This is a genomic window from Enterobacter sp. MGH 37, assembly GCF_000534515.1.
Classification (GTDB): Bacteria; Pseudomonadota; Gammaproteobacteria; order Enterobacterales; family Enterobacteriaceae; genus Enterobacter; species Enterobacter kobei.
Genome location: NZ_KI973206.1, coordinates 34,232 through 49,965, shown reverse-complemented (window position 1 = coordinate 49,965; position 15,734 = coordinate 34,232). Strand labels below are relative to the sequence as shown.

Annotated in this window: 7 protein-coding genes; 3 read left to right on the top strand and 4 right to left on the bottom strand. The window is 57.0% G+C overall.

Annotated features, from left to right (window positions below; all coding sequences use genetic code 11):
- Window positions 1–29: 29 nt before the first annotated feature.
- Entirely contained in the window at window positions 30–10,139 is a 10,110-nt protein-coding gene (locus L383_RS10880; protein WP_023331125.1) for a BapA/Bap/LapF family large adhesin, read from the bottom strand.
- A 764-nt stretch (window positions 10,140–10,903) separates the two neighbouring features.
- Here L383_RS10880 and L383_RS10885 point away from each other — a divergent pair.
- From L383_RS10885 to L383_RS10895, 3 genes are read left to right on the top strand one after another with little or no spacing between them, the layout of a single operon-like run.
- Window positions 10,904–11,431: a tetratricopeptide repeat protein gene (locus L383_RS10885; RefSeq protein WP_014884932.1), complete on the top strand. Its 528-nt coding sequence runs from the start codon at window positions 10,904–10,906 to the stop codon at window positions 11,429–11,431.
- Window positions 11,432–11,438: 7 nt separating this feature from the next.
- Window positions 11,439–11,969, top strand: a complete 531-nt coding sequence (locus tag L383_RS10890) for a sigma-70 family RNA polymerase sigma factor (RefSeq protein ID WP_023331124.1) — start codon at window positions 11,439–11,441, stop codon at window positions 11,967–11,969.
- Window positions 11,966–12,757 carry an anti-sigma factor family protein gene (locus tag L383_RS10895; RefSeq protein ID WP_023331123.1) on the top strand — a complete coding sequence of 264 codons (792 nt, stop codon included), beginning with the start codon at window positions 11,966–11,968 and terminating at the stop codon, window positions 12,755–12,757. The genes L383_RS10890 and L383_RS10895 overlap by 4 nt, the downstream gene beginning before the upstream one ends.
- Here L383_RS10895 and L383_RS10900 read toward each other — a convergent pair.
- From L383_RS10900 to L383_RS25095, 3 genes are all read right to left on the bottom strand, one after another.
- The gene (locus tag L383_RS10900; protein WP_023331122.1) at window positions 12,749–13,309 is read right to left on the bottom strand and encodes a YceI family protein; all 561 of its coding nucleotides are present in this window, start codon (window positions 13,307–13,309) and stop codon (window positions 12,749–12,751) included. The two genes, L383_RS10895 and L383_RS10900, sit on opposite strands and share 9 nt — an antisense overlap.
- 104 nt (window positions 13,310–13,413) lie before the next feature.
- Window positions 13,414–13,770: a hypothetical protein gene (locus L383_RS10905; protein WP_014884928.1), complete on the bottom strand. Its 357-nt coding sequence runs from the start codon at window positions 13,768–13,770 to the stop codon at window positions 13,414–13,416.
- A gap of 596 nt (window positions 13,771–14,366) precedes the next feature.
- Window positions 14,367–15,440, bottom strand: coding sequence for a ParA family protein (locus tag L383_RS25095; RefSeq protein ID WP_023331121.1), 1,074 nt, complete (start codon window positions 15,438–15,440; stop codon window positions 14,367–14,369).
- Window positions 15,441–15,734 lie beyond the last annotated feature (294 nt).

The following is a 15,734-nucleotide window of genomic DNA, read 5'->3' as shown; positions in this document are numbered from 1 at the left end:
GCTGTGCGCCCGGGTTAGTACTACAGCTGTTATGTGGTAATGATGTGTTGCTGGTTAACGAGCTCGTCGTAGGTGGTTTGAACGCCATCAAGCGTCACGAGCGTGGTATTAGTGTAGGTGCTCCCTGCACCGTCACGGTCGATGGAGATCACGGTATTACCATTACTATTAGTGACATGGAGGTAGTTCCCGAGCGTGGAGGCGCTACCGTTCCAGCCCACCAGCAGGTCGCTAATGTCGATTTTATCCCCCTGCGCCAGCGAGAAGCCGGTCCAGTGGTCGCCCGCGGTGCTGCTGACGTTCCCCCCCGTGGCATTCCCTACCGTATTGTTCAGCACCTGGTAAATCAGCGTGTCGCCGTAGGCGGTGCCGGTAATGACGTCGTTGTGTTCAGAGCTGATGAACTGCGGCGCCATGTTGATGGTCAGCGAGGCGCTGTCCGTCTTCCCGGTGGCATCGGTCAGGGTGTAGTTGAAGGTCTCCTTCGAGGTCATGGATGAGAGCGATACCCCGCTGTTGAGGGTATAGGTGTAATGCCCGTCAGCGGCAATCGCCAGGGTGCCGTAATGGCCGGTGATATTGACGGTTGCGCTGCCGGTGTACGGATCCAGCGTGGTGGTCACGCCGTTGTAGCCGGTAATACTGACGCGTGTATCCACCGAGTGGAGCTGATCCAGCACGCCGCCCGAGTCGGTGCCGTCAAAGATATTGCCGTTGACGGTGTGAGTGCCCGTGGCGTCAAAATCAGTCAGCGAGTAAGTGGTGCCGTTGACGCTTGGGGTAATGGTAATGTTCCCGACGCTCAGCCCCGGTACGCTACCGGTATAGCTCAGCGTGTAGGTCCCGGCGTTGAGATCCAGCCCGGTCAGCGGAACGTCAATACTGCCGTTCAGTAACGAAATGCCGCCGAAGGAGCCGCTGCGGATCACGCCCGAGCCGTCGCTGATTGTCCAGTTCACCGTCAGTCCGCCCAGCGACAGCAGCGAGGCCACGTTAAAGTGCAGCGAGGCGTTATGCAGCGCGGTGTTTGGATCCACCACAAAAGTTCCGCTGCCGCTACCCTGGGTTGACGAGAGCAAGGCAGTCGTCCAGCTTGCCGTACCCACGGTGGTATCGGAGTACGCTGACGTATGGTGTACTGACGTTACATCCATCACGGCGCTAACATCGTTCACCGCATTCATCGGCTGGGCGGTTGGAGTGATGTTGAGCGATGCCGTGTCTTTCGTGCCGTCTGGCGCGGTGACGGTATAGACGAAGGTATCCGGCGTGCTGATATGGTCCACACCGACACCACTCCTCAGGGTATAGGTGTACTGACCGGATGAATTAATGGTCAGCGTGCCGTATTCCCCCTGAATGGTGGTGGTGCCAGTGCCGTTGACCGCCACGCCGTTCACTTCGGTAACCAGCGTGCCTGCTGGAACCGGGTCATTCGCCAGCACGTCGCCCGTGGTCGTCTCGCTGATACTCGATACGCTGTAGACATGATCCTGCAGAACGCTCAGCGTGTAGGCCGTCAGGGCGGTGATCCCGGACGCGGTATTCAGCAGGAACAGGTACTCCCCGGCAGGCAATTGCAGCGTTAGCTGAGATGACGTGCCGCCCAGCAGCGGGGCACGCAGCCAGCCCGACTCGACGCGTACCTGCTCGAAAGTCTGGGTGGCGTTGTTAAATTTATAGACGTACAAATCAAACACCGACGCCAGCGCCACGCCGCCCACGGAGGCCTGGATGGTCATGGTGCGAGTGGTGCCTTCCTCCACGTTATAGATAATGGGGTTGGTCATATCGTCCAGCAGGTTAAGCCCCAGCGTGTTGCCGAGATTGATACCCACCAGGGTAAAGCCGCCCTGAGACGAGGTGCCGTTATTGATTTCGTGCACGCTGGTGTCGAAGGTCAGGGCGTTGGTATCGTCCACGGCGACAATGCCGTTGCTGACGGTTCCCGTTCCGAGCGACACCACCAGCTGTGCCGAGGCGCTGACGCCGTTATGGGTGATGGTGTAGGTGAAGCTCTCTGTCCGGCCAATGACTGCCGCGCTGGTGTCGGTCAGGGTGTAGGAGTAGCTGCCGTCGCGGTTAATGGTCAGCGTACCGTATTGTCCCTGGACCACCGTCCCGTCGGCATTGATGTTGGTGGTAACACCTTGCGCATTCGTAACGGCGGAGATCGTGGTTCCGGCCGGGGCGTTGTCGCTGCCAGCGGTCGGGTCTGTATCCAGAATCACGTTCCCGTTGAGGCTGGTATCGCCCGTGACCGTGCCCGGACCGGTCTCTTTCACCGCCACGTCGAGGCTGGTGTAGGAGCCGGTCGCCAGCAGGTTGGTGTTATAGCTGAGCACACGGTAGTTGCCGTCAGCCAGCCCGGTCAGGTTCAGCGATACGCCGGTGGCACCGAGGGTCAGCAGGTCAGCAAACTGCGGCTGTCCGGTATCCACCACGGTGGTCCAGGCGCCGTTGACGTAGTGCTGCACCACCAGCTCAAGGGTGTTAAGCAGAGAGAGCACAGCCCCCGTGGCGTTGGCGTTCACCACGATATCCGCGCTCCCGCCGTTGCCCACCGTGAAGTTCACCTGCGCGGTGTCGTTCCCGAGCAGCGTCAGGACGTTGCCCACGGCGCCGACCAGCAGGAAGCCGTAGTCGCTGTACTGGCTGTTGGTGACGGTGGCCGTGGTACTGAGATCCAACTCTTCGACGTTATTGCTGGCGGAGAGCGGCACCACCGGCGCGAGCGCCGAGCCGGGCAGCGAGGTGTTGCCCGCCGCGTCGGTGGCGGTGATCTGCAGCGTCTGGCCTTCGGTCTGTTTATTCGTAAAGGTATAGCTGTAGGTGCCGTTACTGCCCGCAATGGCGGTTACCGTTGAGCCGTCCGCAAGGCGGATACTGACGGTGCTACCTGCTTCGGCATTCCCGGTCAGCACGCTACCGTCGGCGTTGAAGGTCCCGGTCGGCGCCGTTGGGGCGGTCGTATCGACGATAATCGTCGTCACGGTGGACGCCACGCTGGTGTTGCCCGCCGCATCGGTGGCTGTGGCCGTGAAGTTATGCGTGCCTTGCGTCAGTGTGGTGGTGGTTTGTGGCAGGGTCCAGTTGCCGCTGGCATCCGCGGTGACGGTACCCACCAGCGTGATGCCATCGTAGATCCGTACCGTCGCATTCGCTTCCGCGGTTCCGTTCAGCGTAGGGCGCGTGTCGTTGGTCGGGCCGGTTACCGGTCCGGTGACGCTGCCCACATCATCAACTACCGAGCTAATGACGGGCGCTGACGGGGCAAGGGTATCAACGTTAATCACATACCCGGCGGTTGGCGCGCTGACGTTGCCCGCCGCATCGGTGGCGGTAAAGGTTAAATTGTGCGAACCGTTGCCCAGCGCCGGGGAAGGGGTAAAGCTCCATGCCCCGCCGGTGGCCGTCACGCTGCCAATCTGCACGCCGTTATCAAAGATTTTCACCGTCGATCCGGCTTCCGCCGTCCCGCTGAGGGTTGGCTGCGCATCGTTGGTCAGCCCGCCGTTAGCAACGGGCGTTGGCGCATTGCCAACGTCATCCAGAATGCTGGTGAGCACTGGCAGCGCAGGCGGCGTGGTGTCTATCGTCAGACTGAAGCTTGCCGACGACACGCTGGTGTTGCCTGCCGCGTCTGTCGCCTGGGCGGTGAAGCTGTGTGCGCCCGTTGCCAGCGTGGTATTGAGCACGATACTCCAGCTCCCGGTGCCGTCAGCAGTCCCTGTTCCGACCAGCGTGGTTCCCTCATAGATATTCACTGTGGCAAACGGTTCACTGGTTCCGACAAGGCGCGGTACGGTGTCGTCCGTGGTCTGCCCGGACGTGATCGGGCCGGTGATGCTGCCCACGTCGTCTATCGCCTGGCTGATAACCGGCGCGTTCGGGGCTGTGGTATCGACAACCAGGGTAAAGCCTGGCGAAGCCGGGCTGACGTTCCCCGCGGCATCGGTGACGGTGGCGGTCCAGGTATGGCTGCCGCTGGACAGCGGCGTTGATGGGGTAAAGCTCCATGCGCCGGTACCGTCCGCTTGCGCGGTGCCGATCGGCTGCCCGTTTTCATACACGGTGACCGTGGCGTTGGCCGTCGCGGTGCCGTTCAGCGTCGGCGTGGTGTCGTCGGTACTCTGCCCGGAGGAGAGTGGGGTTTGAACGCTGCCCACGTTGTCTGCTGCGGTTGATATAACCGGCGCAGACGGCACGCCAGTATCTACCGTCAGGTTAAACGGCGCGGTCGTACTGCCGGTGTTGCCTGCCGCGTCGGTGGCATTGAAGGTGATGGCATGCGGCCCGTCGCTCAGGTCACTCCCCGGGGTGAAGGTCCAGTTACCCTGGGCATTCACGACTGCGGTGCCAATTTCGTTACCATCAACGATCACATGCACTGTAGAACCCACGTCACCCGTGCCGTTGAAGGTCGGGCGCGCGTCATTGGTGGTGTTGCCTGACGTAAGCGTCCCGGTGACCGGTGCGATATCGTCGATCACGCTGGTCACTACTGGCACGACCGGACCTGCGGTATCGACGGTAAAGGTGAAGACGGAGGAGTTAGCCGAGGCGTTGCCCGCGACATCCGTTGCGTACACGCGCAGGGCGTAGCTGCCGTCGACCAGCGGCGTGGTCGGGGTGAAGGACCAGTTTCCGCTTCCGTCGACGATTGCAGTACCGATCTGCGTACCGTTGTTCATGATGTGGATGGTGCTGCCCGCCTGTCCGGTACCGCCGATCGTTGGTGTGCTGTCGTTGGTTACCTGCCCGCTGGTGAGGTTGCCCGTGATGCCGCCAGGGACGTTGTCATTCACCGTATCCAGCGTTGGCACCGTCGGTGCTGTCAGGTCAACCACCACGCTCCAGGCGCCTGAGACTGCGCTGACGTTACCCTGCGGATCCGTTGCCTGAGCGGTGAAGCTATGCGAGCCTTCGGCGAGTGCGGTGTCCGGGGTAAATGTCCATGCGCCGGTGCCGTCCGCCGTAACCACGCCAATCTGCGTGCCGCCGTCGAATATCGTCACCACGCTGTTGGCTTCCGCCGTTCCTGAAAGGGTTGGCGTGGCGTCGTTGGTTGGTGTGCCGCTGACCACGGTTGTGGCGGAATTGCCCACATCATCCGTTACGTTAGTGATGACCGGCGTGGTGGAAACGGTATCCACCACAACGGTGAAGCCCGCAGAAGGCGCGCTCTGATTCCCCGCCGGATCGGTCTCGCGGATGGTGAGTACGTGAGTACCCTCCGCCAGCGGAGAAGGTGGCGTGAAGCTCCAGGTGCCGGTATTGCCGACCACTGCGCTGCCCAGCAGCGTCCCGTTGTTATAGACGGAGATGGTATCTCCCACCGCGCCGGTGCCGGTCAGCGTCGGCTGGTTGTCGTTGGTGGTCTGGCCGTTGGTTAACGGACCGGTGCCTGGACCCACGTCGTCAATCACCGCGCCGATGGTCGGTGTGCCCGGTGCGGTGAGGTCAACGGTGACGCTGGCGGCAGGAGAGCGGCCGCTGGTCGCACCGTTGAGTGTCGCGGTTACCTCAAAGGAGTGCAGACCTTCGCCAAGCGCGGCCGGTGTATAGCTCCAGTTGCCGCTGCCGTCGGCCGTTACCGTCGCCACAGGCGTCAGTCCACCGTCCTGATAGATGGTTACCAGGCTGCCCGCTTCGGCCGTACCGGTCAGCGTAGGCGTGATGTCATTGGTGGTTTTGCCTTTTACATCGCCCGTGAGCGGCGCTGCGTCATCGTTGATTGCCGTAATGACGGGAATATCAGGAAGATTAGGCAACGTACCGATGACGTTGTAAGTCGCATCAGGGCTGGTGCGCCCCGAAGCATCGGCGGCGCTCACGGTCAGAGACGCGCCGTCCTGCGGTGCCGGGCTGACCGCGATGGAGAAGTTGCCGGTGCTGTCGACAACACCAGTCCCAATGACGGTGCTACCGTTCATCACGGTAATGATGCTTCCCGCTTCGGCGGTACCGGTCAGTGGCGTCCCTTCTGCAGCCAGGTTCAGATTGTCAGGGGCGGTTGGGTCGAGAGTATCAACCGTGACGTTAAGCGGCGCAGAGCTGGCTGAGGTGTTACCGGCTGGATCGCTGGCCGATACGGTAAAGGTATGTTGTCCATCCGCCAGCGTACTGTCGGCTGTCCAGGTCCAGGAGCCGTTCGGCTGAACCGTTACCGGTACGGCGGATGGCGTGCCATCCACCGAGACGATAACGGTCGATCCCGGTTCACCGGTTCCGGTGAGCGTTGGTACACCGTCGCGGGTATAGAGCACATTGTTGGTGAGCTGGCTATCTGAGACGGCATTGATCTGCGGGATCGCAGGCGCAACGGTATCGAGTGTCACGGTAAATACCGGGCTTGGCGCGCTGACGTTACCTGCCGCGTCGACGCCCGCAACGGTGATATTCAGCGGGCCGTCCGTTTGGGCTGGCAGGTCAAGATTCCATTCTCCATTAGCCACGACGACGCGTCCCACTTCGACGCCGTTGTTGTAGACGATCACCGTCTCACCGTTAACACCCGTACCGCCAACTGTCGGCGTGGCGTCTGTGATGAAGCCACCGCTCGGCTCGCCGCCAACGGCGCTAATTACCGGCGTATCCGGTGCCACGGTATCCACGGTGATGGTGATCGCCGGTGACGCGGCAGAGACGTTGCCCGCTTCATCGGTAGCGGTGGCGGTATAGACGTGGCTGCCCTCGCCAATATTGCTGTCAGGACGCCAGCTCCAGTTGCCGGTGCTGTCTACCGTGACGGTGCCAACAACGGTCGGTATGCCATTGACGGTGTCGGTGATGTTGATAACGTCGTTCGCCGTTCCGGTGCCGCTCAGGACCGGACGCGGATCGTTGGTGGTTCCACCATCGGGAACGGGGCCGGTGACCTGACTGACGCTGTCGGTAATAACCGGTGCCGCAGGTGTCGCTGGCGGGTCGGTGTCAATGGTGATGGTTACCGGCTGTGACGGCGCGCTTTCGTTACCCGTGCCGTCCATGTTGGTCACGGTCAGGGTAATGTCATAGGTGCCGTTAGGCAGCGGTGTGGCAGGCGTCCAGGTCCAGTTCCCAGTACCGTCCACCACGACATCATCAAGTTTGACGCCACCGTTGTAGATCGTCACCGTATCGCCCGGATTGCCAGTGCCGCTCAGGGTCGGCGTGGTGTCGCGGGTGGTTTCTCCCGGGTTCAGCGGCGTTTCTGTTCCGTCAGGATTGACGGTGATTGCCGGGATATCCGGCGTGGCAGGCGCCACGGTATCCACCGTCAGCACAAACGGGCTGGAGACAATGGTATTGCCTGCGGCATCCGTGGTATGGACCGTCAGCGAATGCGGGCCGTCGGTGAGCGGGGTAACAGGCGTAAAGCTCCAGCCGCCGCTTCCGTCAAGGATGGCGGTGCCGAGCAGCGTTGTGCCGTCATAGACGGTGACGACCGCGTCAGGCGGTGCGGTACCCTGCAGCAGCGGCTGGGTGTCATCGGTAGTATCGCCGCTGCTGAGCGGCCCCTGAACGCCGCCGACATCATCCGTCACGCTGGCAATGGTCGCGGCCACTGGCGGCGTGGTATCGACGATAATGTTGAAGCCGGTTGACGGCAGGCTGGTGTTACCTGCCGCATCGGTGGCAACAACGGTGAAAGTATGAGGTCCCTCGCCAAGCGGTGCGGTGGGGGTATAGGTCCACGTACCGTTGCTGCCGACCGGGACCGTGACAAGATCGGCACCATCAAGACGAATGGTGACCGTTGAGCCCGGTTCAGCCGTGCCGTTCAGCGTTGGCGTGGTGTCGTTGGTACTGCCGTTAGGGTTGAGCGCACCGAGGCCCTCAGGGGCATCATCCACTACCTGAGTGATGACCGGCGTAGCGGGCGCCACGCTGTCAATTATCAGCCCCCAACTGTTGGACACGCCGCTTGTATTGCCTGCCGCATCGGTTGCAACTGCCGTCAGGGTATGCGGACCCTCTCCCAGTGGTGTGGAAGGGGTAAAACTCCATGCACCGAGGCCATCGGCGACGGTAGTACCAATCACCACCCCGTCAGCACGAATGGTGACCGTGGCGTTTGCCTCGGCGGTGCCGCTCAGCGTCGGGGTGGCGTCGTTGGTGGTGTCATTCAGGTTGAGCGAGCCAAGCGTCCCCCCGGGAGCATCGTCCACGACCTGCGTAATCACCGGGGCATCTGGTGCTGTGCCGTCAACGGTAATCGTCCACGCGTTCGATTGGCCGCTCGGGTTACCGGCAGCATCTGTTGCTGTCGCCGTGAGCACATAGGTACCGTTAGACAGTGGTACAGGCGGTGTAAAGCTCCACAGGCCGGATGAGGGGACGTTCACCGTGCCGAGGATATCGCTGCCGTTGGATATCGTGATGGTCGAACCGGGTTCGCCCGTGCCGTTCAGGGTCGGGGCCCGGTCATTGGTCAGCCCATTCTGGCCCACGGGGCCGGTTGTGGCCTGCACGTCATCAATCACCGACACGATAACCGGGGTCTGCGGTGGGGTCGTATCCGGTGCCGCCGCGGCGGTTGCGGGGCCGGTATTGCCTGCGGCATCGGTGGCGTTTGCGGTCAGCGTTTCGCCGTTGAGCTTAGGCTGGGTCAGCGTCAGGGTGAAGTTACCCACACTGTCTGCCACCGACGTGCCAAGGATGACATTGCCATCCCGGATGGTCACCGTGCTGCCCGGCTCTGCGGTACCGCTGATGGTACCGCCATCATTTGACACGACGAGATTGCCGGGGGCCAGCGGCGGGGTAGTGTCAACGGTGAAGTTGATAGGCGCTGATGCCGCACTCTGGTTTCCGGCGGCATCGGTTTCCACGACGGTTATCGAGTGTGCTCCGTCCGGGAGCGGACCGTCTGGCCTGATGCTCCAGGTGCCGTTGGGCAGTACGGTTGTGGTACCCACGACCACACCATTATCGTAAATGGTAATGGTTCCACCCGGCTCGCCCGTTCCCGCCAGGATCGGTTTTGATGCATCGGTGGCGGTGCCAGAGGTGATGGTTCCTCTGATAGTCCCCGTGTCGTCAGTCAGTACGATCGCCGTCGGCGTTGCCGGCGGGGTGAGATCGACGGTCAGCGTGAAGACCGGTGAAGCGGGGCCGGTATTACCGGCGGCGTCAGTTGCCCGCACCGTAATCTGGTGGGTACTTTCGCTCAGATCAACTGACGGGGTGAATGTCCAGGTGCCATTGCTGGAGACGACTGCAGTGCCGATGGCGATCCCGCCGTCATAGATCGTCACGGTTGAGCCCGCCTCGGCCGTGCCGCTGAGCTGGGGCCGCTGATCGTTGGTGCTGCTGCCGTTAGTCAGCGCCCCCGTTTGAGGGCCGATATCGTCCGTTACGCTGCCAATCGTTGGGGCATCGGGGGCGGTGAGATCCGGCGCGGTCACCGTTGCGCTCTGGCTGGTATTCCCTGCCGCATCCGTCGCAGTTGCGGTGACATGTTCACCGTTGATCAGCGGAGTGCCGAGAGAAACAGTAAAGTTGCCGTCGCTGCCGGTTTTCCCTGTGCCGATAACGTTGCCGTTCGCATCTTTCAGCGTGATTGTGCTGCCGGGTTCAGCGGTACCGGTGACGGTTTTCCCGTCCGACGAGAACGTAAGACTCGAGGGTGCATTCGGCGGCGTTGTATCCGGGGTAGAAGGTTCACCTGGCGTGCCGGGATCAGGATTAGGATTAGGGTTACCGTTATTGTCATCGTCACCCCCCCCGCCACCACCACCGGAGCTTGCCGCCGCCGCGATGCCGCCTGCGGCAACAATACCGCCCAGCGCCCATGGCCAGATGGCCGCGCCACCGGTATCACTTCCGGATGCCGCTAGCAGCACGTCTGTCGACGCGATAGATTCATACGTGGCGGCCCCGGCAGGATCTTCTATCCACCATAACGCACCGTCGCTGTCCTGGAGTACCAGCTGGCTTACGCCCTGCGCGTCCGTGACGTAGAAATTTTTAAGGGTTATTACTTCCCCTGAGTGCAGTGTCACCACCAGATCGTTACCACTTCGCGCGAAATGGGAGACATCAGCTCGCTCTACATGAAGCTCAACGATAGAGGAATGGCTCAGCGTAACCTGTGTGCCTTCCGTCGTAGTTTCCACGCCAGTAAGTTTTGATATAACAGAGATTTGACTCATTTCGTTATGACTCCAGCAGAGTTACCGTGAACGGCGAGCAAGACGAGCCATCTCTGTAGAAGGTAAAGGGCGCCCCCGGCGGAGTGACTGTTAATTAAACAGTCCTCACCGTCTTTTTTAGAGCGAACGATGCCCGCCAGAATTCAGAGTGGCAACATCAGAGCGAATCTAATTACATATGAAAGAAATACGTTTTATTTGTGTTTTGCGTCTTTTAAAACCCTGTAATTAATAGAGGAATTCGTTTTGAGGAGATAAAAATGATATAGCCAGAAAACTCTGAATGTGCAAATTAAGCTTGCGTAAATAAAGGGGTAAACAATGAAGAGGGCATTAATGTATTGATGGTGTTTATTGATGTGTTTTTCTATCGTTATGTTTTTAATGTCTTTTTATTTTCCGTGTGTTGTGACTTAGTCATCCTGAAGATGCAGTGTAATTATTGGTGGGAGATGTTTTAAATATAATTTAAATTGTGATTATTTAATCGTGCTTAATGTGTGTTTAAGTTAGGGTAACGTTTTTGATATAAGATATATTATATCACCGGTGTAATAAAATATATTCTTGTAGGGGGTTAAAACTCTGCTAGCGGTTGCAGGATAATAATAATGGGAAGATAGATATAAAATAACCTGATTTATTTTCAATGTGATTACGTCGCAGGCATGATTTTCTGAACGGTAAAAAATCGCGGAAGAATGAATAAAAACCGCCGGTCGGGCGTTTACTGACGTCACTCCCTTCTAACCCAGGAGCTTTATATGAACACGACCTCGTTTCGCCTGATCCCGGTGCTGATTTTTTCCCTGCTGTCTCCGCTGGCGCTGGCAATGGGCGATAATAGTACCGAGAGCAAAACGCCCGACTGTCCTTCCGGACAGGTGTATGACAGCGCCACCCAGAAATGCGTGCCGGACAAGAGCAGCAGCCTCAGCGATCAGGACAAAACCAACTATGCGTACCATCTCGCGAAGAAAGGGGAGTACCAGGCGGCGCTGAATCTGCTTGATTCACTGAAAAATAGCAATACGGCTGAAGCGTGGAACTATCGCGGGTTCGCCACGCGCAAACTTGGCCGTACGGACGAAGGCATTGGTTACTACCAGCGCGCGCTGGCTATCGCACCGGATTATGCCAAAGCCCGGGAGTATCTCGGTGAAGCGTGGATGGTAAAAGGACGACCCGATCTCGCGAAAGAACAACTGAAGGTGATTGCCGGTATTTGTGGCCAGTCCTGCGAGGAGTATCGCGACCTGCAGGCCGCCATCAACGGACATCCGGAATCCTGATTTTCTCGTGGAGGGAAAACTCATCGCAACCAGTGAGGTTCGTCAACAGTTAGCCGCACACCTGTCGCGTCTCTGGCGCTATGGACTGGTGTTGTCACGCAACAGGGATATCGCCGAAGAGCTGGTTCAGTCCACCTGCGTGCGTGCGCTTGAAAAAAGCAGCCAGTATACGTCGGGCACACGCATCGACAGGTGGCTGTTCGCGATCCTGCACTCCATCTGGATCTCTGAACTTCGGGCGCGATACGTGCGTCAGGGGCAGGGATTTGTGGCCAGCGACGAACTCCTCGCGCCGGATACCCGCGAACAGGATGAGACGCGCCTGCATTATCTGAAGGTGATGCAGCGCGTTAACGCCTTGCCCGAAGCCCAGCGTAACGCGGTATTTTTGGTTTATGTCGAAGGCTTTACCTACCAGGAGGCGGCGGACACGCTGGCAGTGCCGATCGGTACCGTGATGAGCCGGCTGGCCACGGCACGGGCTCGGCTTGCCAGGTCCGCCGACGCACTGCCTCCGGTAAAGGAGAAACGTTCTTGAACGCGCACCGTTTTGCACCGCCCTATAACGACGACGCTATCGTGGCATGGATAGATGGCGAGATGTGCCGCGCCGACGCACAGCAATTTGAAGAGCATTTAAACAGTGACGAACGCCTCTCCGGGCGAACCGCCGAACTGATGAAAAGCAGCCAGGATTACGCCGGGGCGTTTGCCTCCCTGCTGGATGATGCACCTCTTGAGACGATGCAGGCGCGTCTGACGGCGCTTCCTGACCCACGGCCCTCCACGCCGGTTGGCGTCAGCAGGCGGGCGCTGATTGCCGCGTCGGTCAGCTTTTTGATGGTCGGCTCCGGGCTGGGCTACCTGTTGCGGCCCGCTTCCGCGCCAGCGGATGAGAACGCCCATATTCGCGACCTCGAAGCGCAATATATGTCCCTGTACAGCGTCGAGACGCTGCTGGATATGGACAGCGCAGCGCCGGTCCTGCAGCGCGGGCTCGAACGGGCGGCGCAGGATATCGGCATGAAGCTAACTATGTCGCAGCTTATTCTGCGAGGGGCTGAGCTTAAAATGGTGCGCATGCTGCGCTATGAAACGACCTCTATCGCGCAGATAGCCTGGCTCAACGCCGACTACGGCCCAATGGCGCTCTGTATCTCGCCTGTCGATGAGAAGGCGACGGCCTCGCTCCGCCAGGAGCAGCGGCACAGCATGAACCTGGCGTGGTGGCAGGATGCGGGCTATCAGTTTGTCCTGATTGGCCGCAATCCGCCGTCTCACCTGCGGGCAAACGCGGAGCAGCTACAGCGCCTCATCTCAGGATGACGGCACATCGTTCGTCTTGATTGCAATGGCAATGGCTATACGATCGTCCACGACCAGCGCAAACTTATCCATTCCATAGGATGCGCGCGAGATCGCCGTGGTGGCATCAAGCCGGGGGGCCTGTGCATGCGGGTCTTTCAACACGGCCTCCAGGATCACCGGCCGGGCAATGTTTCGTACGATCAGCGTGCCGAATACCCTGAACCGCCCGGCGCTCAGAGCGACCACGCGTGAGCTGATGAACTCGATGGTCGGGTAGCGCTCGGATTCAAAAAACATGTCGCTTTTCAGCTGCCAGGTGAGCAATTTGTTAGAAGCCACCAGAGTTGATACGGGAATGGTGACGTGAATATGGTCGTCGACGTCGTTATCTGGGTTGAGCGTCACGGCACCCGTCACGCCGCTGAACGTCGCCCAGGAGAGAATGCCGCCGAAGGCATGCCACGATAGCCGAATAGCGGTGTTATCGCTGTCGATAAGATAGCTTTTTGGGGCGGCGTACAGGGACGGACATAACAGCAGGGCGGTCAGAATGGCAAAAAGGCGATACATAGTGGTTTCTCCGATAAACGCGCACTGCGTAAACGCCTGAGGGGCTAATTGTATTCGAAGAAATAAAAAAGGCCGCAAGCGCGGCCTTTTTTTGAGCGTAAAGATTACTCAGTGACTTTCTTTTCCAGCTCGCTGGCACCTTCTTTGGTTTTATTCCAGCCTTTCTCAGCGCCTTCTTTGGTGGCATCCCACCCTTTCTCGGTGCCTTCTTTGGTTTTATGCCAGGCTTTCTGGGAATCTTCGCTGACTTTACTGCCCAGGCTCTCGCTTTTACCTTCAGCAGCATGCTGCTGTTTCAGCTTCAGCTCTTCACCTTTGTTCTGCTCTTCATGCAGTTTTTGCTTCGCCTCATTGGCGTTTGCGTTCGCTGCCGCGACGGTATCATCAGTTGCATGTGTGGTCGCAGCAAATACTGGGGAAGCCAGCAGAACGGCAGATAATGCGATAATTGTTTTTTTCATAATATCCTCATTTAACGTTTTCGGTTATGAGCGTGATTCAGCCTGGCACAGGCGAAGCGGGATGGCTTTAGGAAAAAACTGTAATGAGATCAACGCATCCTGACGTGGGGTATTTCGCCTGAGGATTATCCAAAGGATAAAACGCCTATTTCTGCGAGGGCGGCGAGGGTCAGGAGAATGAAAAGTATGACGGTTATGGGTCTGTACATGGTGGGTTTCCTTCCGGGTGGGGGCGGCTAATCCGTAGCGCTGGGTGGTGTAGGTTATTTTCCACAGGAGATAGGGGAGAGTGTTGATGCTTGTCAATGCCAGAGGAGTACAACATAAACTACTGGCCGGTGGATACTGTGTGGATTCAATCTATACAGCAGTGAAGACAATAAACAGGTACAAAAAAGCCCACAGGGCTTGCGCCGTGCGGGCTTTCAGGACTTCATCGGATGACTCTGGTAATCACCGATGGAGAATTTTGGTGGGCTGGCTGAAAGCGACACCAAATACTAACTATCTGATTCTTTGAGCAATGTAGCGGGAATCAATGTCACAGCAGTATGGCACACCAAACTTGCTAATTTCAAGTGAGGAATACGTTAGTATTAAAAAGTGGCCACTAAATCACTCATGTTGTTACGTGCCTCTAGGTATCTAGCTCTAACGACATTTACATTCTGACCATCCGGCATTGTGTAATTTGTCTGATAGGGTAGTAAAAATAGCGGAATACCAAGACTTGCGGATACTTTTCCAGAAGTATGGAAATCTTTAACTTCAGAAAGGTAGTTATTGCTCCAATCGGCCACATTGTTAACTGGTGTTTGCGAAGGGCTAAATAAATGATTGTGGTGGCTATATAGTTGATAACCGAATAGCGATAAATCATTCTGTATTGAATTATAAGCCGTTGCAACACCAACATTTGTGGTAAAGTTATTGAAAACAAAACGGTCCATTTTGGGGAGGCTTAATTGATATTGTGCGACTTGGCTATGGAAGGTAACAATATTCTGAGCATAAGTCTGAGATGCTGCAGTGGGATAAATTCCATAAAGTAAAGTTGTTATTCCTTTTAGCCCCTCAAGAGATGAGTAGTCTGCCATCATCGGAATAACCAACCTGTCTGATGAGACAAGGGCCATTTGAGTATATATAGAAAAACTGGGGTTGCAATCAATAAAAACTACTAAATTATCATATTGCTGACTATCGAACTCAAGCGTACAGAGTCTTCTCAATGCAGTCATGAATTCTGGCCAGGCATTTCTATTCGCCGGGTTAATAACTGCATAGCTAAGAGCTAAGGTTAAAGACTCTAAAAACGAATCACCAGCAATTAGATATAGATTATCACTCAAGCGGTTATTATATTGGTTAACTTGGACTTTAAATGAACGGCGTATGTTTGTGAAGTTTGAATTACCTTTTAGTAACCAATCGAAAAAACCAACAACATTCCCTCTGGTCTGCTGAGCTTGTAGGGTCTGGTTGTTCCTATATCCGTTATGTGCTCCACCTAGCAAGTATTGCGAAATGTTTGCTTGCGGGCACATATCGATTACTAGAACCTGAGTTCTTGGATTATTATATGCATATTGTGATGCAATATTAAATCCTAATGTGGTTTTTCCTACACCGCCTTTATTATTATACATTGAATATATAGTAATGCTCATTTCTATGTCCTTATTGGGATTCAAGTATTATGCCGTGAGTAGTTAAATGGGTGAAATGTCTCTAGTCATGTGGTGACCACCCATGAGGATTGTCTCTCAATATTGTTGTTAAAAGCAAATTCCGTGAGCGCGACAATGTTATCTTATTGATTTTTATCGATAAATATTTTCTTGCGGTTGTGGGTTATAGATGTGTAATTGTAAGGCTTTTCTCCTTAAGCAAAATTTACTTTCAAATAAAACCTTAAAGAGATGAATCCAACTCCTAACTGGAAGCTGAATTCATTTATGGCT

Excerpts from the sequence above, each read along its gene's own strand:
- L383_RS10905 (WP_014884928.1), bottom strand. The coding sequence starts at position 13,770 with ATGAAAAAAACAATTATCGCATTATCTGCCGTTCTGCTGGCTTCCCCA.
- L383_RS10880 (WP_023331125.1), bottom strand. The coding sequence starts at position 10,139 with ATGAGTCAAATCTCTGTTATATCAAAACTTACTGGCGTGGAAACTACG.
- L383_RS10885 (WP_014884932.1), top strand. The coding sequence starts at position 10,904 with ATGAACACGACCTCGTTTCGCCTGATCCCGGTGCTGATTTTTTCCCTG.
- L383_RS25095 (WP_023331121.1), bottom strand. The coding sequence starts at position 15,440 with ATGAGCATTACTATATATTCAATGTATAATAATAAAGGCGGTGTAGGA.
- L383_RS10900 (WP_023331122.1), bottom strand. The coding sequence starts at position 13,309 with ATGTATCGCCTTTTTGCCATTCTGACCGCCCTGCTGTTATGTCCGTCC.